Here is a 24,830-nt window from a genome sequence, read left to right as displayed (position 1 = left end):
ATACGAAATAAAGACAGATGCGATTAACGAGATTTGAAGAGCTCTTCGCTTTCGTCTATTCGCATCTCGCTACTCTCATCCGCTCCTAGGCTCTCGCATCAGCCCTTAAGCTCTTTCATCTTGAAACCATTCAACTAGGTTGATAATAAGCGCAGATTGTGGATAATGCTTACGCAATAAAAGAACCGCGTGAAAGTACGGTCTTTGACTCGGTTTACGACAAAAAACTTCTATCTCAATTCCAAATAGATAGAGGCACATTAACTACGCAGTGTGATGTCGCGGAATATCAAAGGGCGGTAGCGTCCCACTTCCCAATCGTAAATGGGAGTAAGATCACGGCTCTTTCACTCCTTAGCTCTATTAAATACTGCGTAGCTGATAAAATGACTCGCTTCACTTCCTTTGGGTATCCTTCGGGGTATCACGACACATTCCGTTTCTATGAACTTGGTTAACATGAAGATTAATAAACATCGTCTCCTTATAGCGCTCCTTCCTGCATTGCTTGCAGGCTGTACGACTCCAGGAACACACCTTTCGACTGGCAATAAGAATGTGATTCAGCCTTCAGAGGAGCAGCAAGAGTCTGATATTTCTGACGTGGTTAATCTTTACCCACTCACGGCTCAATCGGTATCAAGCTACCGAAATGAATCTTTATCGGTGTCACAAGCAAACCCGGAACTTGATGTTGATATCGCGAAGTATGAATACCAAGTGGGTGTCGGTGATATCCTAAATATCACCATTTGGGATCACCCGGAATTAACCATTCCTGCCGGTTCTTACCGTAGTAGTACCGAAGCGGGTAACTGGGTTCATGCCGATGGCACCATCTTCTATCCGTACATTGGTACAGTAGAAGTAGCCGGTAAAACTGTTCGTGAAGTGCGTACTGATATTGCAACTCGCTTAGCTAAGTACATCGAAAGCCCTCAGGTTGATGTTAACGTTGCGGCTTTCCGCTCTAAGAAAACCTACATTACCGGTGAGGTTTCAAAACCTGGCCAGCAAGCGATTACCAATATCCCTTTAACATTACTGGATGCCGTGAACCGCTCTGGTGGTTTATCTGAAAATGCCGACTGGCGTAATGTTTCATTAACCCGTAATGGCGTGGAAGAGAACCTTTCTCTTTACGGCTTAATGCAACGTGGTGACCTAACTCAAAACCGCTTATTGCAAGCCGGTGACATTGTTCACGTGCCGCGTAATGATAAGCAGAAAGTGTTCGTGATGGGTGAAGTTAAAGAACCGAAGCTCTTGAAGATAGATAGAGTCGGGATGAGCCTGACGGAAGCGCTCAGTAATGTTGGTGGTATCAACGAACTCACTGCCGATGCAACAGGCGTGTTTGTAATTCGCACTTCCGATGACAAATCAGAGCGTATGGCTGATATCTACCAGCTCAATATAGAAGATGCCTCTGCCTTGGTGATTGGTACTGAGTTTGATTTAAAACCTTACGACATTGTTTACGTAACGGCAGCACCTATTAGCCGTTGGAACCGTGTTGTAGGGCAGTTACTACCAACCATCAGCGGATTTAATAATTTAACTGAAGGTGCGTTACGTGTCCGTAATTGGCCTTAGGCTAAGATAGATTAATCTTCAGGTCACATTTCACGTGTGGCCTGATTTTTTATGTTTAAAAGTAAATCTTGTTTGTAGGCACATTTGTCTTTTAAAACGTCTAGCTTATAAGAACGTTTGGCTTATAAGAACGTCTAGCATTGCAAATGCACTTGGCTTGTAGATGCTCTGCTTCCAAAAAACTCGTTTTATAAGTGCATCAGGTTTATAAATACGCTCGGTTTACGAAAAACTAACGTTATAAGTGAATTATGTTTAATAAAATTTTGGTGGTGTGCGTCGGTAATATTTGTCGTTCGCCGACTGGAGAACGTGTTCTTCAAAAACTGCTTCCCAACAAAGAAGTGGCCTCTGCAGGCATTGCTGCCGAAAAAAGTAGTTTAATCGGTAAGCCAGCAGATAACACGGCGATTTTGATTGCCTCTGAAAATGGTGTCGATGTTGAAAACCATCAGTCTCAGCAAGTGACGCCACAACTTTGTGCTCAGTATGATTTGATATTGGTGATGGAGAAGGGCCATATGGAGGCGCTCACTCAAATTTCACCGGAAGCGCGTGGTAAAACCATGCTGTTTGGTCAGTGGATTGGCCAAAAAGACATTCCCGATCCGCACCGTCAAAGCCGTGAAGCGTTTGAATATGCTTATAAGTTGATTGACGAAGCTGCGCAAGCTTGGGTAAAAAAACTGTAGGTTTAAAAATACAGTAGATTTAAATGCAGTAGGTTTTAAATAGACAGCTTTTTAAATGTCATGCACTACACGTAGGCGTGGCTAAGCCACCAACAGAATCATATAAAAGAGAAGTACGCGGAGCGTATATATCGTCTCTTAAATAGCAATAATTTAGGAAGTAGCAATCTGATGACAACACAACCATCTCAGCAATCACACACAGATAACTCTGATGAGATAGATTTAGGAAAACTGCTTGGTATCTTATTAGATGCTAAATGGCTAATCATGCTCACCACATTTGCTTTTGCTGTGTTTGGTATTGCGTTTGCCCTGCTTTCAACACCGATATACAAAGCCGATGCACTGATCCAAATTGAAGAGAAGAGCTCTGGCGGAATTTCATCGATGGTCGGTGACATGGGAGACATGTTCTCTCAGGAATCTTCTGCCACGACAGAAGTGGAGATCATCAAGTCTCGTATGATCTTGGGCGAAACGGTGGATAAGTTTAACCTAACTACTGTGACATCACCTAACTATGCACCCATCGTCGGCAAAGGGTTTGCACGCTTAACCGGCGACATCAACCACATCGCAGTGAGCCGCTTTACCTTGCCAAGCTATGCGAGCGATTACGCACATACCATTCAGATCGTCGATGCCGAACAGGGTACTTACCAACTGGTTCGTGACGATGAGCGCGTTATCTTGCAAGGCAAAGTGGGTGAGCTAGCCACAGCCGACGACTACAGCTTGTTTGTGGCAGGTTTTGAATCGCACAACGATTTTGAATTCTCGATTGGTCAACGCAGCCGACTAGAAGCGATCGAATGGTTGAAAGCTTCTTTGTCTCTGTCTGAGCAAGGTAAGCAAACCGGTATTTTGAAGTTAAGCTTTGAAGGTGAAAACAAGCAACAGATTTCTGAAATCCTTAATCATATTAGCCAGATCTACTTCTTACAAAACGTGAAGCGCAATTCAGCAGAAGCAGAGAAGAGCCTAGAGTTCCTAGAGAGTCATCTTCCGGGTATTAAATCTGAGCTAACTGGTTATGAAGACGTACTGAACAATTATCGCCAAAAGAACGAATCGATCGACTTAGGCTTAGAAGCACAATCAACCCTAAAGGTAATGGTAGAGCTTGAAGCGCAATTGAACGAGCTAACGTTCAAAGAGAGTGATATCAGTCAGCGTTTTACTAAAGATCACCCGGCGTATAAGTCGCTGATTGATAAGCGAAAAACATTATTGGGTGAGCGAGAGCGCCTGAACAAGCAAGTGCAAAAGCTGCCAAAAACACAGCGTGAAGTACTGCGTATGACACGTGACGTAGAAGTAAACCAACAAATCTACATCCAGTTATTAAACAAGGTTCAAGAACTGAGCATTATTAAAGCCGGTACGGTCGGTAACGTTCGTATCTTAGATGACGCGCAAGCTTACGCTCGCGCCGTTAAACCGAAGAAGCCATTGATTGTTGTATTAGCGACGCTACTGGGTGGCATGTTAAGTGTCGCGTTTGTATTGGTTAAAGCGGCGTTCCACCGTGGTGTTGAAAGCCCAGATCAAATTGAACAAATTGGCCTTCCGGTTTACGCAGCGGTACCAAAATCTGATTTACAGATTGAGCTAACCAACCGCTTTAAATCGAAAAAGCAGCAAACCAAGGGTACCCAAGCTCTGCTTGCCGAATCGAACCCTGCTGACCTTTCGGTTGAAGCACTGCGTGGCCTTCGTACTAGCTTGCACTTTGCGATGCTAGAAGCAAAAAATAACGTTTTGATGATCTCTGGCCCTGCGCCGGGTATTGGTAAATCATTCATCTCGACCAATTTTGCTGCAGTAGCTGCAAAAACAGGCCAAAAAGTGTTGTTGATTGATGCCGATATGCGTAAAGGCTACCTACAACAAAGCTTTGGTGTGAACTGGGATAACGGCCTTTCTGATGTATTGAGCAGCAAGCAAGAGTTCGCTCAATCAGTGAAGTCGACTCCAGTTGAAAACCTCGACATTATTACTCGTGGCCAAGTGCCACCCAACCCATCTGAATTGCTGATGCACCCGCGCTTTGCAGAGCTAATGGAATGGGCAGCTAAAGAGTATGACTTGGTGATTGTCGATACACCACCCGTACTTGCAGTAACCGACCCCAGTATTGTTGGCGCCTTCGCTGGCACCACATTAATGGTCGCTCGTTACGGTCAAAACACCATTAAAGAGATCGATGTAGCTCGTAATCGTTTCGAACAATCGGGCATCGAAGTGAAAGGCGTTATCTTCAACGCCATCGAGAAGAAAGCATCAAGCTCGTACGGCTACGGTTACTACAACTACGCATATTCGAGCGACAAGAAATAACTAAAAGCAGTAACGGGATTCGAGTGGCGAGATACGAAAAGCGCCACTCGAATCTGCTCTTCATCTCTTCATCTCTTCGTTACTCGTTTACTCGCTACCCGCATCTATTCTTTTAAGCTCTTCGCATCTGCACTTTAAATCATTCGAAAACTTCGCTTTTGGTTCTCCCCCTTGAACACCGAACTATTGTGAGTGATGGTGTTAATAGAAGGGGGAGTTAGAGGGGGTTGCTAGCGATGCCTAACCAACCCCTCCCAGCCTCCCCTTATATTGATGTTTTTTGCCAAGTAACAATCGTGATAAAGGGGAGGAGCTAAAAGCACCACTCGAATCTGCTCTTTTAGCTTTTCGCATCCCGTTTACTCGCTACTCGCATCTGCTCTTCTACTTCTTCACCACCCCACCCGTTAAATACAAACCAATCGCCGCTAACACCGGATAACCAAACGCTTCATTGGTCATTTCCCCCAAAGGTTTCCAATCGTAGCCGTGCATACAACCCAAAATCACCATCACATGCAGTGCCACATAAGGAATCGTGAACAACAACACAATGTAGCGCTGTACTAACTTAAAAGGTTCATACGCTTTAAGCAGTGCCAGTTTGTGCTTCGCTTTTTCTTCATCAGTAAAAAACATCGCATCTCCTGTGTTGGTGAGTGCATCTAACCCTTTGTTAATGGAAGACTGGCTCCCGAATATTCTTCCGAACAATGTCATACTGCTCCTTGGTTTATTGATGGTGATATACCGCCTTTCTCGTCACTCCCGCTCTTAAGCCTTTCGCATCTCGTTTACTCGCATCCCGTATCTGCTCTTCAAGCTCTTATCCTTATAACCGGACACGCCTTATTCACGCCCCAATCCTTATGCCCCTTTACATTCTCATCTGAAATCAAGAACTGCTCTTGCAGTGCAGCCATCAAACCAAACAGCGCCTTACGCTGCGCAAGCGTGAAGTTATCTTCTGGTTGCAGCTCGGCATTACAGCCACCGACCAAACAAATCCCAATATTGCCCTTGTTGTGTCCTTTCACATGCGCGCCGGTTTGCGACAGTGGCCTGCCAAGTTCGACATCCCCATTGCGACGAATAACAAAGTGATACCCCACATCGCGCCAGCCTTTCTTTTTATGCCATCGGCGAATCTCGGCTACGTCTACATCTTGCTGTGGTGGCGTGGCGCTGCAATGCACCGTAATAAATGAGAATGCCGGGCAATGAGGCAAACGGAGTAAAACCGAAACCAGACTGAAGGAATAGGGCGCGAGTGAAAAACAAGGCTCTAACGAAGGACTTCGCTCTTCCGTGCTAGCCCGCTCTTCCGAGTCAGCCAGTTTTTGTGAATCAGCAGACGCTTTTAACGGCTGGTGTGGAACTCGATCAGTTGCTGGTGGAGTGTTTGACAAAATAAATCCTCGTGTTGTTGTAAATAGGCGATTAAAGACGTTGATAACGATTCTTTTAAATTAGGGTGCAATCCGATGTGTTGTCGCAAACTGGTGGCTACGGTTTTGGCATAACCAGAGTGGTGGCTTACATAGCGTAAATACATCACGCAATAACCTAATGGTTGGGCGCGCCGTGCTCGGCTTATCATCCAACAAATATCCTCATAGCTTGGGGCGTCACCGCATTCATCCTCATTAAAATAACAATCGTCCATTGGGCTTTCTTTATAACCGCCGGCTTCATAGCTCAGTACTTGGCCAGACCCATCACTATCACTAAAAAATAACGGCTGACGTGACTGAGTGAGGAAGTTAGCACGGCACTCGATGCTCGCCATTCCGGGTTGGTACGCTGAAATAAAAAGAGAAACTATCGCCTTCATTAAGCACCTTATTGCTGCATGGGGAGGGCAATGTACTTCAAGATTCTTGATTGGGGTTGACGGTAATAACGCCAAAACAGAGGAACACAAAAAAGTGAGAGGTGCTTCGAAGGTTATCAGTCTAGATGGTGGTGTTGTTGCATATCGATGAGAGCAAGCAGGAGAAACACTTTTTGTTACTTTTTATCTCGCCTTACCTTTGCCCCCAAAGCGCCAAAAAGTGTTGTTAATGCCCTTTATATCAATGGATTTCTGTACGAATGATCATTTAACAAGGAGCGTTAACCATGTGTGTTTCTCTTATTCTTTCTTTTATCCCATTAAAAACTGGCTCACCGATAAGTAAGTTGGTGCTATTAAAATTGGCCGACAATGCAGACGCGCGCGGCGTGTGTTTTCCTTCCCTAAATTACTTGGCGCAATATTGCGAAGTGTCGGTAAGAACCGTGAAACGACACGTTAACGAGCTCGAAAAACAAGGCTTTGTGAAGCGGATAAAGCGCTTTGATGATTCAGGGCGCCAGCGCAGCAATATATATCAGCTGCGCCTACCCAACGACAGCCACATTCAGCAGACAGATCTAGACCAAGCAGCCATAGCTCTCGATCAAGAAGACAGAGATCTAGACCTAAATGATCAAACCGACCTAGATAACACCAATGCAGAACAAACAGGCTTACCGCTAGCCTCCCCAGAAAATGCGCAGAAGACAGAACGTACAAAGACAACAAAACAGGCGCAGAAAACAGATCATTCAGACACCCTCCAGGGTGACTCAAGATCTACCACGGAGAGTGATCATCCTGCACACATAATCTTTCATAAAGAACATAAAACAGAGTTGAGTTTGAAAAACGGCATCTTGGGTGACACTGATGTTCTTGATCCTCCAAGCGGTTCTGAAGAGCATGAGACCTCCACCTCCACCTCCCAAAGCAAAACCAACAATGAAGCCGTGATTCACCTGCTCACCAAAGAGGGCAGCGCGCCGATTTATCATGAGTTCACCACCATATTAGAACGCACCTACCCCAAGTTAGATGTGCTGCAAGAACTGCATGCCATGCAAGCGTGGCTATACATCAACCCCGATAAGCGCAAACCGTTTGAGCACATTGGCCACTTTGTGAATGGCTGGCTAAGAAGAAGCGCCCAAGCGAAGGCAAAGCGAGACTCATCGCCAGTCTTTCAGCAAGTAGGGACGGGTAAACCTGCAAGGGCTTCTACATCAACATCACGAGAAACAGCGAAGCTTAAAAAAGTCGCACAAGCGATAAGTTCCACAAAAGCAATAGGTTCCGAAACAGCAATACAGGATGCCAACCCCATGGAACCTAAACAACCCACACCTGTCTCCCAGGCCCTAGCGGACTACAAAGCCAAAAGCACCACCAATCCGTTCGAAGCACGTATCAAGGCCCTAGTTCAAGCTAAATCGCCCGGCACGGATTTTAAGCAGTGACCATTCGATTATTCACAGACTAAGCGCTTGTTCAAACAGCCCAAAGCAAAGGAATACCAAAGGCTAAGGTAGACCAAACGCGAATACAGACAAAAAACGTCAAGAAACGAAAGTAGAATTAGGAGAGGCAACATGGACGATACCAGCCTAAAAAAACTGACAACGAAAGAAAAAGTAACCATTTTAGATAAAGAGATAGCGCGAGTGGAAGGGCGCATTGGCGAGTTCTTGAAACTGCTGGTTAACCACTACCCACAAGGGTTAACACGCCCAGAGATTAAAGCTTTATTGGTTGTGAACAACAACTCGAGCTTCGTGTCGCTGTACCGCAACGGTAATATTTTTATTGATATAGAAAAGCGCTATTGCGATGTAGCACAAGAAAACCGGTACCACATAGGGACTCAGTATCTACAAGACGTACAATGCTTCCGTTGGGTTAACGCGTGGTGAGAGGCTTGTCCAAATAGGGTAAATTCCAAACTAGTCAATATGCACTTACTTTGCTAGAATACGCAGCAAATTAAAACCGTATGAAAACCGCATAAAGCGAACAAATTACCACTATTGCCTTTAGGAGCCAAACCTAAGGGCGGTAGCGTACCCAAATGCAAGAGTTGGCAAGTAAGTAGTTAGCAAGTCAAAAGCGCTAAACGCCACAAAAGGCTGCTTTTTGGCTGCCTATTGGGGCCGTTTTTAAAAAGTTAGCAAAATCTAGGTTTTATAAGAGATTGTCTAAAATAGACTGTCTCAAAATGTATAAAAAGTGTCTCAGTAACTTTTAATGGCTGAGATGGATATATCAGTTAAATCAACTTATGGCATTATGAAAAAAAAATTTGTTGGGCTAATTACAGCTAGAGGTGGATCCAAAGGGTTACCGCGTAAAAATGTATTGCCAATTAATGGTACGCCATTAATTGGCTTGACTATCAATGCTGCACAAAAGTGTGGATTGGTAAGTGAAGTCTACGTTTCTACGGATGACGCAGAGATTGCAGAAGTAAGCAAGCAATTTGGCGCTAAAGTAATACAAAGACCGGAGCATCTAGCTAATGATACTGCAAGCAGTATAGATGTTATTTCACACGCTATTGAGTGGCTAACAGAACGACAGGAACTATTTGAAGACATGGTTCTATTGCAGCCAACGTCACCATTACGCACTTGTACTCACTTGAGTGAGGCCTTAACTCAATATACCGAACGTAATGCATCCCTTGTCATTAGTGTTTTTGAGCCTGGACATACTCCAATTAAATCGTATATCCAATCAAGTGACGGGTCAATTAGCGGGCTTTATAGTAATGAAGCACCTTATGAGCGTAGGCAAGACTTACCTAAAGCATTTCAACCTAACGGAGCTATTTATGCATTTTCCGTTGCCGAATTTAAGAAAATAAACCATTTCCCAAGAACCAATGTCTTCCCATATATAATGTCTGAAGCTAACTCAGCTGATATCGACACCATCGAAGACTTGAACATTGTAGAAAAAAGATTGAAGGAATTAAGTAATGACAACCCCTGTATTTGAAATGTCTGGTCGAAAAATTGGCCTAGACTACGACCCACTAGTTATAGCTGAGATTGGAATTAACCACGAAGGTTCTCTTAAAGTTGCATATGAAATGGTAGATGCGGCTATTAAAGGTGGTGCTGAGGTGATCAAACACCAAACTCATGTGGTTGAAGATGAAATGAGCGGCGAAGCAAAGAAAGTCATTCCTGGTAACGCGGATGTTTCTATCTATGAAATTATGGAACGTTGCTCTCTCAATGAAGCTGATGAAACGAAGCTAAAAGAATATGTTGAATCAAAAGGAGCAATTTTTATTAGTACTCCTTTTTCACGAGCTGCGGCTCTTCGTTTAGAGCGTATGAATGTACCTGCTTATAAGGTTGGTTCTGGTGAATGTAATAATTACCCTCTACTAGATTTGATTGCTAGTTTTGGTAAACCAATCATTCTTAGTACCGGTATGAACGATATCCCTTCAATAGATAAAGCGGTTAAGATTTTTCGTAAGCACCAAACGCCTTTCTGTCTATTGCATACTACCAATTTATACCCTACGCCAGATCATCTAATTCGTATTGGAGCAATGGAGCAATTACAAGAATCTTTTCCTGATGCAGTTGTAGGTCTTTCGGACCATAGTATTGATAATCTCGCGTGTTTAGGTGCTGTAGCTGCTGGCGCCTCAGTGTTGGAACGACATTTTACCGACAGCAAAGAACGTCCTGGCCCTGATATTTGCTGCTCTATGGATGCAAAAGAGTGCGCAGAGTTAATTGAACAATCAGCGCGTATGGCGAAAATGCGAGGCGGTAATAAAGAAGCAGCTAAAGAAGAGCAAGTGACTATCGATTTTGCATACGCAAGTGTAGTAACTATTGCAGATATTCAAGAAGGCGAAACTTTATCAAGTGATAACCTATGGGTAAAGCGTCCAGGTACAGGTGATTTTTTAGCTGATGACTATGAATCTTTGTTGGGTAAAGTCGTGACTAAAGCTGTACCTAGAGATATCCAGTTGAAAAAAGAACATATCGAGTAGATTATGAAGAAAATATTATTCTTGACTGGTACTCGTGCTGATTTTGGTAAATTGAAGAGTCTGATAACTAAAGTTGAAGAGCACTCTGGATTCAAAAGCCATATTTTTGTGACTGGAATGCATATGATTGCAAAATATGGTATGACAGCAAACGAAGTAGAAAAGGCTGGCTTTAAATCAATCTACAAATACATAAATCAAAATGGACATGATTCCATGGATATTGTTTTAGCTAAAACAATATCAGGACTTTCTGATTATGTTAAAGAAATCAAACCTGACATGATTGTTGTTCATGGTGATCGTGTTGAGGCCATGGCCGGCGCAATTGTGGGAGCATTGAACAACATATTAGTAGCACATATTGAAGGTGGGGAAGTATCAGGAACTATTGATGAGTTGATTCGACATTCTGTGTCTAAAATGTCTCATTTACACTACGTTGCTAATGAAAAAGCGAAATCAAGATTGTTACAATTAGGTGAAAAAGAAAGCTCGATATTTGTAATTGGCTCGCCAGATTTGGATATAATGACTTCTAATAGCCTCCCAAGTTTGAAAAAGTCGAAAGAGCGCTATGACATTGATTATGATAATTACGCTATATTTATGTACCATCCAGTCACAACAAATTTAGATTCATTGCAAGATGATATAAAACAAGCTGTAGATTCTTTAATTTCTAGTGGTGATAATTATATTGTAATATACCCCAATAATGATCATGGGTCTGAAGTTATAATAAAAGAACTAGAGCGTGTTAAGGGTAATATACGATTTAAAGTATTCCCAAGTATTAGGTTTGAATATTTCTTATCTTTACTAAAAAATTCGAAATATATGATTGGTAATTCTAGTGCTGGAATTAGAGAGGTTCCATTCTATGGTAAACCTTCTATTAATATTGGTTTGAGACAAAACAACAGATCACATGCTAAGTCCATTATAAACGTTACTGATAATAAGCAAGATATTTTGGAAGCAATTCAACAAGCAAAAAATATGAATTTCGAAAGTCATGTTGAATTTGGCGATGGAAAAAGTAATACCCACTTTGTTCAAAGTCTTGAGACGCAGGATACTTGGGATATTAGTTTGCAAAAAATATTTATAGATAGGTAATGTTATATGAATAAAGAGAAAGTTCTGTTTGTTGTTGCGGACATTACATATATAGGTGGAATTGAACGCGTTGTAACTTCTTTAGCTAATAATCTTGATTCAAATATATATGATATAACAATATTGAGCTTATACAAGACCAACTCAAAGTGTAATTATAAAATAAACGCTAATGTGTCAATTGATTATTTGGATGAGTATGATAGCTATTCTGGTGAGCCAGGATCATTTGTTAGAGTAACCAAATTATTAAGAAAAATTAAAATTTTGAAGAGTTATCTCCGTAATCATGTATATGATACTGTTGTAGCTAATTCTTTTCCCATAGCATTATCTTTAATATTATCACGCTGTAAATCAAATTTGGTTGCTTATGAACATGTTCATTATAACTATTATTCTAATACAATTAGGTATCTAAGAAAGAAACTTTATAATTCAGTTGATGAGATTGTATGTTTGACTGAATCTGATAGAGAAAATTATTCAAAATGGCACAATAATGTTAGGAAGATTTATAACCCTTTATGGTTAAAATCGCATGATTCTAGTAACTTATGTAATAAACGAATTATTGCGGTTGGAAGGCTAGAGCATCAAAAAGGGTTTGACGATTTAATTACTTTATTTTCTGAAATCAAAGTACCAGGTTGGAAGCTTGATATTTATGGTGTTGGTAATCAAAAAAGTGAATTAGATAAACTTATAACTCATTTAGGCGTTGATAATATAAAACTTTGCGGGGAAACTGACAATATTGTTGGTGAATATCTTACTTCAGATATTTTAGTTATGAGTTCAAGGTTCGAAGGATTTGGCATGGTGCTAATTGAAGCAATGGAGTGTGGATTGCCCTGTATTGCATTTGATTGTCCTACCGGTCCATCCGATATTATTATTGATAGTGAAAATGGATATTTAATACCAGAGCGAAATTTTAGTGAGTATAAATCTAGGTTACGCTCTGTAATGCTAGATCACTCGTTACGTGAAAGGTTGGGAAAGAGTGCAAAGCTATCAACTAGTAAATTTAATATGTCCTCAATAACTAAAACCTGGGAAAAAGTACTATCTAAGGTGATTGCATGAAAGTTGTTTTTATTTGCAAAACAACATGGGAGCATTTTGTGGCTCTAGTCGAGGCTGCTACCTTATTTAAAAATAAAGGTATAAAGAGTAGCTTTGTAGTAGAGTGGGCCGAAGAAAATGCTGACTTTATAAATAGAGTATCTGAGCTTGAATTTGTCGATCAACTTCAAGTTGTAATATTAAACCAAAACAAATACATAAAGGCATTAGCGTTCCATTACCGATGCTTTTTTAGTTTAAAAAAATTATTGAGCGAATATTGCTCAGATGACTATAAGGTTAATTTATTCGTAGATCAAAGTGTAATTGGTCAAATGTTTATACATTCAGGAAAAAAAGTAGATCTGTATGAACATGGAAATGGTAATTATTTAGTAGGTGGTTATCCTAATTATAAGTTTATAAAGAAAATCCTTGGTATTACAGCTGGATACGGAAGGCATGATAGCGTCGAAAATGTATATTTGCAGAATCCAAATAAGTCTCCGTCTGATATATCTGAAAAAGTTAGAAAATTAGATTTAGATTCAAATTTTGTTAATTTGTCAGAGAATATCAAACAAAATATATTTGATGTTTTCAATGTTAAAGCTATAGATGATTATGCTAATGTAATAATATTGACCCAACCATTAAGTGAGGATGGCATGATTGATGAGTCGGATAAGATTTCGATTTATCAAGGTTTTATTGATAAGTATAGCCATGTAGTGATTAAGCCCCACCCAAGAGATAAAACTAATTATCAAGAGGAATGTATTGGAGACTTTGTTGTACTAGAATCTTCTTTTCCTATAGAGATTCTTAATTTTACTACAGTAAGGTTTGATACTGTATGCACAGTTTGTTCTGGATCTGCTTATAATTTTTCTTACCCTGTTAATGTGGACATTTACGGAACAATAGGCTCTGAAAGAATGGTTTCAGTATTAGGAAGTATAAGGAAGAGCTACATAGAGAAAGAAAAATATATGGACATAGAGTATAGTTAATATGTATCCATATATTCTTTTCCACATGGTTATTATACTGACTATATTTTTTTCGTATAAAAATAAAATTTTGGATGAATATTTTGCTTTTGTATTAATTATAATAAGTTGTCTTTTTATTGGTGGTCGGCTTGAGGTCGGTGCCGACTATACAGAATATAGAGATGTGTTTTATTCTTATAGTGATACAAGGTTCGAACCACTATTTAATATGCTATTTAACTTAGCTAGGGGTAGTATTCTATCATATAATACTTTTTCTTTTTTCCTATATTTCCTGTCAATTAGTGTTTTTTATATTGCTATAAAAAATGAGAAGGGGAAAGTTTTATTATTATCTGGCTTTATTTTGTTTATGTTTGTACCTCTCACATCGACAATAAGGCAAGGATTATCATTGCCATTTTTGGCACTAGCAATATACAACAATCAGTCACCTAAACGGTATTTGATATATTGTTTATTAGGTTCCTTTTTTCACGCGTCTGCATTAATACTTTTACCTCTATATTTTATTTGTGGTAAATATATTTCCGTATATAGAATGATGCTCTTGATTTTGGTTTCATTAATTGTTGGTTATCTTCAACCAATAACAATTGTCATTAAATTTTTAGAAACTTTTTCTATTGTATCGGGTGTCGGTAATAAAATATTGACTTATTCTACTCGATATAATGAACCTATGTCTATAATTGCTCAACTGTATCGGGTTGGCTTTATTTTACTACTGCTCCCAATGTGGAATGTGATTTCACAAGATAGAGTTAGCAACTTTTCAAAAAACATATACATATATATGTTCTTGTTAACACTGGTTTTTAAGGATAATGGGGTCTTGGTTAATCGATTAACTTTTTCTACTAATATTTCTTGTGTGCTTATTCTTGGTCGGGTTCTATACCTAAATTTTAATGAGACTAAAAAATATCTTATCTTCGCAATTCTTTTTTTATACTTTTCTTTTAGTTATTATAAGTTTATATATACCGATTTGAGACATTCTGTAGAAAAGGCTTATCTACCTTATGAAAATGGACTTTTTATTGATGTTAAATATAAATAATAAAATTATATATTTCTTTTCAGATGTCCTTAATAAAGCACTTCCTTTTATATCCATTATATATATCGCTAATTATTTTAAACCTAGTGATTTTGGTGAGTTGGAAATATTTGTTTCTTTATATGTTTTGTATGGATTCTTAGTTGGTTTTGGTTTTGATAGTTGGATGCTAGCTAAGTTTTATAAAGAAGAAAATGAACAGTTTTATAAGACTATGTCTGCGTTTTTTTGTTGTATATCTGTATTGTCTTTTTTTATTTTCTTGATATGTTATCCAGTTTTTGGTAAGTATTCATATGTAATCATGATCGGTCTGTCTAACGCATTGTTGAATATATATACAACAATGCTTCGACTGAACGATAGGTACAGTTTAGCTGGTTGTATTTTGATAATAAATAGTATGCTTAACTTTTTATTGTTAATATTGTTGTTTGAGTTTTATCAAGCTACGTTAGATGTGAGAATTGGAAGTTTAATTATCGTATCTTTCCTGACTATTAGTATTGTATCGTATTTGTTTTATGTTCAATTTTATAAAAGACCTCAGAAAGATGATTTTCTAAAATTGGACTTGGTTTTTTATTTTTGTTTTCCTCTATGCTTATCCCTCATAGCCAGTTGGACTAAAGGCAACATCGATAAGGTCTACATTAAGACTCTAGTCTCTACAGATGAGTTGGGTTTTTATGCTGTGTCCCTACAAATTGCATCTGTATTGAATGTTGTTTGCATTACTATAAATAGAGTTCTTCAGGTGTCTTTATTTAAAGATATGAGTGAAGGTCGGTCCATAGTTAATAAAGTAACCGTTGTTTCAATTACTTTGTTTTTTGCATCTTTACTTTACTATGCAATAATAAATCTATCGTTCTCTATATTTTTTAATGATAGTTATAATAAAGCACTAGATTATATTCCTTATCTCTTGCTTTCTTTTTGGTTAGGCTCTTGCCTAATGTTAATGAACAATGTTGTGGTTTTCTTCGAAAAGACAAAATATATATTATACCAAGTTTGTTTTTGTGCAGTCTTTCAACTTGTACTTAGTTATTTTTTAGTCACCAAATATTTAGTGTATGGTGCGATAATATCAAATCTAGTAACGTCTGCGATTGCATTTAGTATTGTTTTTTTCGTGGTTAAGCATCTTTTGATGAAATTTAAGGTTAGTTGTAATGTTTGAGGATAAATTAGTTTCTATTATTATGCCAGCTTATAATGCTGAACGATTTATTAAAGAAAGCATTGATTCGGTTTTACTACAATCTTACTCTTTCTGGGAGTTAATTGTCATAAATGATAACTCTACAGATAGTACTGAAGATATAGTTAATGAATATTGCAATTTGGATAGTAGAATTAAATTGTATCGTAATAATTCTATAAATGGTGCTGCAAATGCTAGGAATGTAGCACTGCACCTATCTAAAGGTAAATATATTGCATTTTTGGATAGTGATGATATTTGGCTTGAAAGAAAGTTGGAACTTCAAGTTAACATCCTTGATTCTGGTGGTTTCGGCGCTAGCCACTCCTCTTACATCAGAATCGATGAATCTGGTAAAAAGATTAATGAAATTAACTGTCGAGGTGTTGTCACCTACGCTAATCAATTGAAAACTAATTGCATTCCTAATCTTACTGGTATTTATAATCGAGAGGTGGTTGGACTGGTGATGCAAAATAATGTAGGCCATGAAGATTATGATATGTGGTTGAGGATTTTGTCACAAGTTAGTTCTAAAGGAATTCAGGAGCCTCTTGCACAATATCGAGTTTGTAGTAACTCTCTATCATCAAATAAACTAAAATCAGCTCTATGGCACTATAGGATAATAGAAAGACAGGTTGGTTTGTCACGAAATAGAAAAATTAATGCAATGTTGTCATATGTTTATAACGCTATTTTGAAACGTATTTGATTTTCTTGGGATACAAGTGTTGATTCTAACTTACATGTGATAAGTAGTTAATTTGATAGAAGATGGTATAGCTACTATCAGATTAACTATGACTACCTTCTCATTCCAAAAACAACAGTCTTAGCAGTTAAGTAGTAGATATCAAATTTATTCTTCCAAACCGCGTCTTCAACAGAGGAGCCGTCTGGGTATTTTACTTGAGCTAAACCTGTTACTCCGGGCTTTACTGCATGGCGATAGCGGTAGTATGGAATCTCTTTTTCTAGGTCCTCAATAAACACCTCGCGTTCAGGGCGTGGACCTACCATCGAGATCTCACCTTTGTGCACATTGATTAACTGTGGCCGTTCATCAATACGTGTCTTGCGAATAAAGTTACCGACTTTAGTTACTCGAGCATCATTCTTTTCTGCGTCGTTACGCATTGAACGGAATTTGATAACTTCAAATTCTTGATTGTATTGGCCAGTTCATCGTTGTTTAAAAAGGTGATTCAAGTTTCATTAACGCAGTGGTGAAAAGCCCGATAGGAATCGGTAATTAAGCCGATCATGAACACGAAGAGTAGGTTTATAAAGCGTTTTTCATATTTCATATTTCATTTTTTATTTGAAAGAATGAAATAAGCTTTTTGGTATAGAAAGTACCCGCTGTTGAGCAGTTCCGTTTCTGTATAGCCAAGCGTTCCATCAAAGTAGCTGACTAATGGCTCAACTCATATGCCAGGCTCTGTTGCTCCAATTAACGCATAATATAAACCACGTCAGTAACTAAAAGATTAATAAACATGATAAAAAAATGCATTTTCCCTGCGGCTGGTTACGGAACTCGTTTTCTACCAGCTACTAAATCTATGCCAAAAGAAATGATGCCAGTGGTGAACAAACCGCTGATTGAGTATGGTGTTGAAGAAGCGATCCAAGCTGGCATGAGCGACATGTGTATCGTAACAGGCCGTGGTAAACACTCGTTGATGGATCACTTTGATAAGAATTATGAACTTGAACATCAAATCATGGGCACCAGTAAAGAGTCTTTGTTGGATGATATTCGCGGCTTGATCGATTCTGCAAGCTACATCTATATTCGCCAGCGTGAGATGAAAGGCTTAGGTCATGCTATTCTGACGGGTCGAGAACTTGTTGGTGATGAACCATTTGCTGTGGTACTGGCTGATGATTTGTGTGTTAACGAGCAGCAAGGTGTTTTGGCACAAATGGTCGAATTGTATAAACAGTTTCGCTGCTCAATTGTCGCCGTGCAAGAAGTACCAGAATCAGAAACTCATAAATATGGCGTGATTTCTGGTGAGATGATAAAGGATGATATCTTCCGCATCGTTGATATGGTTGAAAAACCTGAACCTGGCACTGCACCAAGTAATTTGGCGATCATTGGTCGTTATATACTTACCCCTGATATTTTTGAGCTGATTGAACAAACAGAGCCGGGTAAAGGTGGTGAAATCCAAATTACCGATGCACTACTAAAACAAGCAAAATCAGGCTGTGTTCTTGCATATAAGTTTAAAGGCCAACGTTTTGATTGCGGCAGCGTAGAAGGGTATATCGAAGCAACTAACCATTGTTTTGAAACGTTTTATAAGAAAGAGCCAAGTGCAGAGCTTGCTAAAAAAACAACCGTGAAGGTGGCTGAAGACACAGGAACGGCTTAGTGGTTTTTGGATTCAAATAGGAAGGGCTAGTTAGTTTTATATCTAGCCCTTTTTTGATTTACGCGCTTACTTGATTTGAAAATAATGCAGAATTTTCTTGTTGTACCTAAATAGATTAATGGGCTTAACCGAATTTTATGTACAATCGAGTGCGTATGTCCCGTTTTCTCATTGGTAGGTTTCGCGGCGAAAGGTGATAAAAAGATAAGGAACGAACATGAAGATTTTAGTGACTGGTGGTACCGGTTACATTGGTAGTCATACTTGCATTCAAATGATTGAGGCAGGAATCACGCCCATTATTTTGGATAACCTCTACAACAGCAAAGAAATGGTGCTAGACCGTGTAAAACATGTTTCAGGTACTAAGCCCGTCTTCTATCAAGGTGATATTCGTGACTCGGCCATTCTTCAAACCATTTTTGCAGAGCATAATATCGCGGGTGTCATTCATTTTGCTGGCCTTAAAGCAGTCGGAGAATCTGTCGAAAAACCCTTGATGTATTACGATAATAACGTCTCGGGGACATTGAACCTAGTAAGTGAGATGGATAAAGCTGGCGTGAAGAGCATTATTTTTAGTTCGTCGGCAACGGTGTATGGCGATCCGGCTTCGGTGCCGATCCGCGAAGATTTTCCAACGTCGGCCACTAACCCTTACGGGCGCAGTAAGCTGATGGTGGAAGAGTGCTTAACGGATTTTCATAAAGCGAACCCAGAATGGAGCATTACGCTCCTTCGTTATTTTAACCCTGTTGGTGCGCATGAGTCGGGTTTACTGGGGGAAGATCCTCAAGGTATTCCCAATAACCTGTTGCCATTTGTCGCGCAAGTGGCGGTGGGCCGCCGCGATAGGCTCGGTGTGTTTGGTAATGATTACCCCACGACAGACGGCACAGGTGTACGCGACTATATCCACGTGGTTGATTTGGCTGACGGTCATTTAGCCGCGTTAAATACGGTGGGTAGCCAGCAAGGCTTGCATGTCTTTAACTTAGGCACAGGTCAAGGTAACAGCGTGCTTGAAATGGTTGCGGCGTTTGAGCAGGCCTCACAACGCGCAGTGCCTTATCAGGTGTTGCCGCGTCGCGCAGGGGACATTGCGGAATGTTGGGCTGATCCCAGTTATGCTGAACAAGTACTTGGCTGGAAAGCTACGCGCTCACTGAAAACGATGGTCGAAGATACGTGGCGCTGGCAATCGAAAAACCCTGAAGGGTATCAATAGTCGCTCTGTCGTGAGTGTCGATTGACGTTCGTGAAAGGGTCGGCTCAAGCCGCCCCTTTTTTGTCTGATGAGTCATTGGTCATGGGCGAGCAATCATGATACTCAATACATTAACCAATTAGCTAATTAAGTATTTATGTCAATGAATGAAACATCGACCGTCTTGCTCTCTTCTAGTTGGCTTTCTCCGCGTATGGTCTCGATAACTACCAAGTTGGCTTTGTTATGTGTATTGGTCGGCATTTTTTATTTATCACTTACGCCGAGTTATTCCGCCACGGTGATGAGCTTTGAGGGCGCCGATAAAATCAAACATGCGTTTGCGTATTGTGTTTTAGGGCTTACGACTTTTGTTGCGCTTCCTCAGCGTTATTTTGTCATGACGTTAACTGGTTTTTGGATCATGAGCGGGGGCATTGAATTATTGCAAGGTACCCAAGTAGAGCGTCATGCGTCTTTTTACGATTGGCTTGCTAACCTCACGGGGCTAGGGTTCGCGTATGGGGTGTCTTTGGTATACAAAAAATATCGTCCTCGCTTAACACGGGTTGTATGCCTAGATAATTGATGAATATGTTTTTAGTGCACGATTTACGAAACCCACATATCGATAGAAACCTAGCTTCTTGATATTACGCACTTATGCGATGGCGCATTCATTTTAAATGGCGAAGGTTGTAAGAAAGGCGGGGGAAGACCGAAGTAAAATAGATTAATGAAATGGTGATGATTCGCCCGTTCTTTGTTCTCGAATTCAAAATACAGGACACTCACGTATTTGACGTTGCTTATAAAGTTAAAGGCATCAATAAACTAATATTGATGCCTTTAATAGAAACGATCAGATTTTCTACTAGCGACCCATTCCAAAAACAACGGTCTTAACGGTTAAGAATAGAATCTTCAATTCCATACGCCAGTTCTGGTGCTTAATGTAGTAAACATCAAATTTATGCTTCCAAACCGCGTCTTCAACAGAGGCACCGTATGGATATTTTACTTGAGCTAAACCTGTTACTCCGGGTTTTACTGCATGGCGAAAGCGGTAGTATGGAATCTCTTTTTCTAGATCCTCAATAAATACCTCACGTTCAGGGCGTGGGCCTACCATCGACATTTCACCTTTATACACATTGATTAACTGTGGCAGTTCATCAATACGTGTCTTGCGAATAAAGTTACCGACCTTGGTTACTCGAGCATCATTCTTGGTTGCCCACTGAGCACCATTCTTTTCTGCGTCGTTACGCATTGAGCGGAATTTGATAACGTCAAACTCTTGGTTGTATTGGCCAGTTCGTCGCTGTTTAAAAAAGACAGGGCCTGGTGATTCAAGTTTGATTAATGCAGCAGTCAAAAGCCCGATAGGGATGGCAATTAAGCCAATCATAAAAACAAACAATAAGTCTATGAAGCGTTTTTCGTTTGCATTTCTCTTATTTGAAAGAATTGAAAAGGCTTTTTGGTGTAGAAAGTATCCGCTGTGGAGCAGTTCCGTCTCGGTATAACCAAGAGTTCGATCAAAGTAGCTCACTAGTGGCTCAACCCACGCACCAAGCTCTGTAGCACCAATTAAAAAAGTACGGTGCTCTTCATCAAGCTCCACACTTTTAAAGTGACATAAAGTTTCACCTTTAAAGTCCCTGATGGTGTAGTTATTGATATCGTATTTAATGTCATGTCGAGCTAAAACAGAATGAAGAATATCTAAACATGATTCAGGCGCGTATATGTGAAGTGTAGATTTACTTTCCGATGATAGAGTTTGTAGAGCCTGGTGGTCTGACTCTGTTTCAATAGCTATGTCGGAAAGTTCTGGTGTGTGGGTCTGTTTTAGAGCAACTGAGTTTTTCATTATAAGTTTGCTTTATAATTGTTTAAGGGGTATTTAGCCGAAGTTGTATACATATCAATAGCGACTTTGAAATTGCGTGCATCTTACGTTAAAAGTGCTCTAATGTACATGCTGTTGATTATGATTTACTCAGTTATTTCAACCAGTGTCATATAAAATGATTATTAAGCCTTAAACACAAAATGACATTTTTTTTCATATCCGATCCTCCTACCTGCGCCCTTTCTTGATCTTCCACTACAGTTTTGACTGTAAACTGTAGTAAAATTACGCTAATTTGTTTTTATACCGATTTATTTTGAATTGAACGAGGTCAGTCCTATGTCAGCTAAGAAGCCAATGGCTCTAGTGATCCTTGACGGTTACGGTTACCGTGAAGACAACCAAGACAACGCTATCGCGAACGCTAATACACCTGTATTAGACGGTCTTATTGCTAACCAACCTAACACGCTAATCTCGGCTTCTGGCTTAGATGTAGGCCTACCTGATGGCCAAATGGGTAACTCTGAAGTGGGTCACACCAACATTGGTGCGGGTCGCGTGGTATACCAAGATTTAACGCGCATTACTAAGTCAATCGCAGACGGCGAATTCGCTCAAACTGAAGCGCTAGTGAATGCTGTTGATAAAGCGGTTAAAGCAGACAAAGCGGTTCACATCATGGGCCTTATGTCTCCAGGTGGCGTTCACTCTCATGAAGATCACATCTACGCAGCGGTTGAAATGGCAGCAGAGCGTGGCGCAGAGAAAATCTACCTACACGCATTCCTAGACGGTCGTGATACACCGCCACGTAGCGCAGAAAATACATTAGCGCGTTTCCAAGATCTATTCGCTAAATTAGGCAAAGGCCGTGTGGCTTCGCTTATTGGTCGTTACTACGCAATGGACCGTGATAACAACTGGGATCGCGTTCAAGAATCTTACGACCTGCTTACCGAAGCGAAAGGTGAATTCACGTTTGATACAGCGGTTGCTGGCCTAGAAGCAGCTTACGCTCGTGATGAAAACGATGAGTTTGTAAAAGCGACTGAAATCAAAGCGGAAGGCGAAGAATCAGCCGCTATCGTTGATGGCGATGCGGTTATCTTCATGAACTACCGTGCCGACCGTGCGCGTGAAATCACACGTGCGTTCGTGCCTAACTTCGACGGTTTTGAGCGTAACGTATTCCCAGCGATCGATTTCGTGATGCTGACTCAATACGCAGCAGACATCCCACTTCTATGTGCATTCCCACCGGCTTCTCTAGAGAACACCTACGGTGAATGGCTATCGAAAGAAGGCAAAACGCAGCTACGTATCTCTGAAACAGAGAAATACGCGCACGTGACTTTCTTCTTCAACGGCGGTAAAGAAGATGAGTTTGAAGGTGAAGAGCGTCAGCTTGTTGCTTCTCCAAAAGTAGCAACGTACGACCTACAGCCAGAAATGAGCGCGCCAGAGCTGACTGAAAAGTTAGTTGCAGCAATCAAAGGCGGCAAATACGACGCTATCGTGTGTAACTTCCCTAACTGTGACATGGTTGGCCACACTGGTGTTTACGATGCAGCGGTTAAAGCGGTAGAGTCGTTAGACGAATGTCTTGGTAAAGTGGTTGAAGCAATCAAAGAAGCCGATGGCCAACTGCTTATCACTGCAGACCACGGTAACGCGGAAATGATGGTAAACCCAGAAACGGGCGGCATCCATACGGCGCACACTAACCTACCAGTGCCACTTATCTACGTAGGCAGCAAAGACGTTGAGTTCAAAGAAGGCGGCAAGCTGTCTGACTTAGCACCAACGATGCTTTCTCTGTCTGGTATCGCAATTCCAGCTGAAATGTCAGGTGATATTTTAGTTAAGTAGTACTGTTTAAGATAAGCAGTGACTGTTTAAGTTAAGTAGATGTTTTTTAGATAAATAGCTACTTACTTTTCATCGAATACGAGAACGGCTGCACGCGAGTGTGGCCGTTTTTTTTGTGATTTTTTTGACTCAATGTCAAGCCAGTAAAACCAGTGTCTATCTGTTTACCTGTCTACCTATCTTTCATCCTGCTTCTATTTTATAGCCAATATGGCCGACATCCGCTCTTGATGAGTTTGAGTCTGATTCTAAGCATGAGCATGAGCATCGAAGCGAAATCTATTCATCCCCCATTGTTTAGCAAATGAACAAAACCTTGCACATCAATTTTGTTAGTGCTAATTTGCTAAATATTGAACGATCGTTCAGTTTTAATTTAATATGATTGGTTTGATGAAGATAAACCTTGGGGTGTTTTTCTATTCAAGTTGTTCTATTTATCTAATGGAAGTTAAAAATATGAATAAAAAGACGCTTATCATGACATTTTTTGTCGGCTTGATGGCTAGTATTGCCTTTATCTTGATTCAGCCTTTGTTTGGTATGTCGACACTGACATCTCGACATGCTGCTGCGTACGTGACGTTGGGTGGTTATGATCCAACGAGTGCACTGGTGTTGTCGTGGGTTGTGCATGTTGGCGTTTCATTGTGTTATGCCTTTCTTTCGAATCTTATTTTTATCTTCAATTCATCGTTTTCCGTTAACCTCATCCAAATCGCCGTATTGGGTTGGATAACCACGCTTATTGCAACGCCAGCCAATGAATGGGTGGTGAAACTCGTGACGACAAAACAGTTTCCGTCTATCAGTTCGTTATCTGCACTGAACACCGATGTCGGGCCAAAGTTATGGCTGCATATTTTGTTTTTTGTTCTTATCTTTGGTGGGTTATGGGTGGCGAAAAAACAACGTTCCGCTATGGCTGTTGCGAAGATTTAAAGGGCTGTCGCGAAGATTTAAAGAGCACTTAAACACGTATCTTGGTTTATTCGGCTATCTGTTTGTTTGAGATTTTTAGCTCGTTGTTTAGCATTTTTAGCTCGCTGTTTACCATTTTTAACTCAAAGCTCAACAACCATTCTTTGCGGTTCATGCCGCCGGTGTAGCCAGTTAATGTGCCATTCGCGCCGATGACTCTATGGCAGGGTACAACAATACTAAATGGATTCTTGCCATTTGCGCCACCCACAGCTCTTACGGCTTTTGGGTTGTCCATTCTTTTGGCTTGTTCGCCATAACTGATGGTTTCGCCATAAGGAATGGTTGTTAAAGCTACCCAAGCTTTGAGCTGAAAATCAGTACCTTGTGGCTTTAAAGGCAAATCAAAGCTTGTACGTTTTCCTGCAAAGTACTCATCTAACTGTTTCGCTGCCAGTTGGCAAAGGTCATCTGGATTGCTAGTCATTAGCTCTTCATGATTTACATGGTCAATTTCAATAAGCGACACACCATTACTCACAATGATCATCTTGCCAATCGGTGCGTCGTAGAGCATTTTGTAAGTACTGTCTTCCATGTCATCTTCCTTCTTT

The 24,830-nt window shown here is 40.3% G+C and carries 24 protein-coding genes and 1 pseudogene; 19 read left to right on the top strand and 6 right to left on the bottom strand.

Features of this window, described 5'->3' with window-relative positions:
- Positions 1-158: 158 nt before the first annotated feature.
- From AACW75_RS23485 to AACW75_RS23470, 4 genes are all read left to right on the top strand, one after another.
- Complete coding sequence (locus AACW75_RS23485) at positions 159-458, top strand: hypothetical protein (protein WP_237297548.1); 300 nt, start codon at positions 159-161, stop codon at positions 456-458.
- Position 459: 1 nt separating this feature from the next.
- On the top strand, positions 460-1,596 hold the full coding sequence (locus AACW75_RS23480; protein WP_237297547.1) for a polysaccharide export protein: 1,137 nt from the start codon (positions 460-462) through the stop codon (positions 1,594-1,596).
- Positions 1,597-1,847: 251 nt separating this feature from the next.
- A complete protein-coding gene (locus tag AACW75_RS23475; RefSeq protein WP_237297546.1) occupies positions 1,848-2,288 on the top strand; it encodes a low molecular weight protein-tyrosine-phosphatase in 441 nt (146 codons plus the stop codon).
- A 171-nt stretch (positions 2,289-2,459) separates the two neighbouring features.
- The gene (locus AACW75_RS23470; RefSeq protein ID WP_237297545.1) at positions 2,460-4,631 is read left to right on the top strand and encodes a polysaccharide biosynthesis tyrosine autokinase; all 2,172 of its coding nucleotides are present in this window, start codon (positions 2,460-2,462) and stop codon (positions 4,629-4,631) included.
- 384 nt (positions 4,632-5,015) lie between these two features.
- On the opposite strand, the gene AACW75_RS23465 is transcribed toward AACW75_RS23470, so the two are convergent.
- The 3 genes from AACW75_RS23465 to AACW75_RS23455 form a co-directional block, all read right to left on the bottom strand.
- Positions 5,016-5,351, bottom strand: coding sequence for a hypothetical protein (locus AACW75_RS23465; RefSeq protein WP_016784030.1), 336 nt, complete (start codon positions 5,349-5,351; stop codon positions 5,016-5,018).
- Between the two features lie 98 nt (positions 5,352-5,449).
- The gene (locus AACW75_RS23460; protein WP_237297544.1) at positions 5,450-6,040 is read right to left on the bottom strand and encodes an N-acetylmuramoyl-L-alanine amidase; all 591 of its coding nucleotides are present in this window, start codon (positions 6,038-6,040) and stop codon (positions 5,450-5,452) included.
- Positions 5,992-6,465: a hypothetical protein gene (locus AACW75_RS23455; RefSeq protein WP_237297543.1), complete on the bottom strand. Its 474-nt coding sequence runs from the start codon at positions 6,463-6,465 to the stop codon at positions 5,992-5,994. Before AACW75_RS23455 ends, AACW75_RS23460 begins: the two co-directional genes overlap by 49 nt.
- A gap of 287 nt (positions 6,466-6,752) precedes the next feature.
- Between AACW75_RS23455 and AACW75_RS23450 the strand changes: the two genes are divergently transcribed.
- The 10 genes from AACW75_RS23450 (at position 6,753) to AACW75_RS23410 (ending at position 16,683) form a co-directional block, all read left to right on the top strand.
- Entirely contained in the window at positions 6,753-7,928 is a 1,176-nt protein-coding gene (locus AACW75_RS23450; protein WP_237297542.1) for a helix-turn-helix domain-containing protein, read from the top strand.
- Positions 7,929-8,060: 132 nt separating this feature from the next.
- Positions 8,061-8,381, top strand: coding sequence for a hypothetical protein (locus AACW75_RS23445; protein ID WP_237297541.1), 321 nt, complete (start codon positions 8,061-8,063; stop codon positions 8,379-8,381).
- A gap of 331 nt (positions 8,382-8,712) precedes the next feature.
- The gene (locus AACW75_RS23440; RefSeq protein WP_237297540.1) at positions 8,713-9,465 is read left to right on the top strand and encodes an acylneuraminate cytidylyltransferase family protein; all 753 of its coding nucleotides are present in this window, start codon (positions 8,713-8,715) and stop codon (positions 9,463-9,465) included.
- On the top strand, positions 9,446-10,489 hold the full coding sequence (locus tag AACW75_RS23435; protein WP_237297539.1) for an N-acetylneuraminate synthase family protein: 1,044 nt from the start codon (positions 9,446-9,448) through the stop codon (positions 10,487-10,489). The genes AACW75_RS23440 and AACW75_RS23435 overlap by 20 nt, the downstream gene beginning before the upstream one ends.
- Before the next feature lie 3 nt (positions 10,490-10,492).
- Positions 10,493-11,611, top strand: a complete 1,119-nt coding sequence (gene neuC, locus AACW75_RS23430) for a UDP-N-acetylglucosamine 2-epimerase (RefSeq protein WP_237297538.1) — start codon at positions 10,493-10,495, stop codon at positions 11,609-11,611.
- Between the two features lie 6 nt (positions 11,612-11,617).
- Positions 11,618-12,700, top strand: coding sequence for a glycosyltransferase family 4 protein (locus AACW75_RS23425; protein WP_237297537.1), 1,083 nt, complete (start codon positions 11,618-11,620; stop codon positions 12,698-12,700).
- Positions 12,697-13,692: a glycosyltransferase family 52 gene (locus tag AACW75_RS23420; protein WP_237297536.1), complete on the top strand. Its 996-nt coding sequence runs from the start codon at positions 12,697-12,699 to the stop codon at positions 13,690-13,692. Before AACW75_RS23425 ends, AACW75_RS23420 begins: the two co-directional genes overlap by 4 nt.
- 1 nt (position 13,693) lies before the next feature.
- A complete protein-coding gene (locus tag AACW75_RS26610; RefSeq protein WP_445329526.1) occupies positions 13,694-14,758 on the top strand; it encodes an EpsG family protein in 1,065 nt (354 codons plus the stop codon).
- The gene (locus tag AACW75_RS23415; protein ID WP_237297535.1) at positions 14,721-15,944 is read left to right on the top strand and encodes a lipopolysaccharide biosynthesis protein; all 1,224 of its coding nucleotides are present in this window, start codon (positions 14,721-14,723) and stop codon (positions 15,942-15,944) included. The genes AACW75_RS26610 and AACW75_RS23415 overlap by 38 nt, the downstream gene beginning before the upstream one ends.
- Positions 15,937-16,683: a glycosyltransferase family 2 protein gene (locus tag AACW75_RS23410; RefSeq protein WP_237297534.1), complete on the top strand. Its 747-nt coding sequence runs from the start codon at positions 15,937-15,939 to the stop codon at positions 16,681-16,683. Before AACW75_RS23415 ends, AACW75_RS23410 begins: the two co-directional genes overlap by 8 nt.
- Positions 16,684-16,775: 92 nt before the next feature.
- On the opposite strand, the pseudogene AACW75_RS23405 reads toward AACW75_RS23410, so the two are convergent.
- Positions 16,776-17,398, bottom strand: a pseudogene (locus AACW75_RS23405) (sugar transferase); the annotation flags it as partial.
- A 72-nt stretch (positions 17,399-17,470) separates the two neighbouring features.
- Between AACW75_RS23405 and galU the strand changes: the two are divergent.
- The 3 genes from galU (at position 17,471) to AACW75_RS23390 (ending at position 20,154) form a co-directional block, all read left to right on the top strand.
- The gene (gene galU / locus AACW75_RS23400; RefSeq protein WP_237297533.1) at positions 17,471-18,358 is read left to right on the top strand and encodes a UTP--glucose-1-phosphate uridylyltransferase GalU; all 888 of its coding nucleotides are present in this window, start codon (positions 17,471-17,473) and stop codon (positions 18,356-18,358) included.
- 217 nt (positions 18,359-18,575) lie between these two features.
- Positions 18,576-19,586 (top strand): UDP-glucose 4-epimerase GalE, encoded by a 1,011-nt coding sequence (galE, locus tag AACW75_RS23395; protein ID WP_237297532.1) that lies wholly within the window; start codon positions 18,576-18,578, stop codon positions 19,584-19,586.
- Positions 19,587-19,728: 142 nt separating this feature from the next.
- Entirely contained in the window at positions 19,729-20,154 is a 426-nt protein-coding gene (locus tag AACW75_RS23390; RefSeq protein ID WP_237297531.1) for a VanZ family protein, read from the top strand.
- Between the two features lie 285 nt (positions 20,155-20,439).
- On the opposite strand, the gene AACW75_RS23385 is transcribed toward AACW75_RS23390, so the two are convergent.
- Positions 20,440-21,441, bottom strand: coding sequence for a sugar transferase (locus tag AACW75_RS23385; RefSeq protein WP_237297530.1), 1,002 nt, complete (start codon positions 21,439-21,441; stop codon positions 20,440-20,442).
- 321 nt (positions 21,442-21,762) lie between these two features.
- On the opposite strand from AACW75_RS23385, the gene gpmM reads away from it, so the two are divergent.
- Together gpmM and AACW75_RS23375 are read left to right on the top strand one after the other, a co-directional pair.
- Positions 21,763-23,295 carry a 2,3-bisphosphoglycerate-independent phosphoglycerate mutase gene (gene gpmM / locus AACW75_RS23380; RefSeq protein WP_237297529.1) on the top strand — a complete coding sequence of 511 codons (1,533 nt, stop codon included), beginning with the start codon at positions 21,763-21,765 and terminating at the stop codon, positions 23,293-23,295.
- 381 nt (positions 23,296-23,676) lie between these two features.
- Positions 23,677-24,237, top strand: coding sequence for a hypothetical protein (locus AACW75_RS23375; protein ID WP_237297528.1), 561 nt, complete (start codon positions 23,677-23,679; stop codon positions 24,235-24,237).
- Between the two features lie 46 nt (positions 24,238-24,283).
- On the opposite strand, the gene AACW75_RS23370 is transcribed toward AACW75_RS23375, so the two are convergent.
- On the bottom strand, positions 24,284-24,814 hold the full coding sequence (locus tag AACW75_RS23370; RefSeq protein WP_237297527.1) for a methylated-DNA--[protein]-cysteine S-methyltransferase: 531 nt from the start codon (positions 24,812-24,814) through the stop codon (positions 24,284-24,286).
- Between the last annotated feature and the right edge of the window lie 16 nt (positions 24,815-24,830).

The sequence above is a fragment of the Vibrio sp. L3-7 genome (assembly GCF_963898195.1).
Taxonomy (GTDB): domain Bacteria; phylum Pseudomonadota; class Gammaproteobacteria; order Enterobacterales; family Vibrionaceae; genus Vibrio; species Vibrio echinoideorum.
The sequence above is the reverse complement of the archived record's forward strand: the minus strand, read 5'-3'. Positions and strand labels throughout refer to the sequence as shown.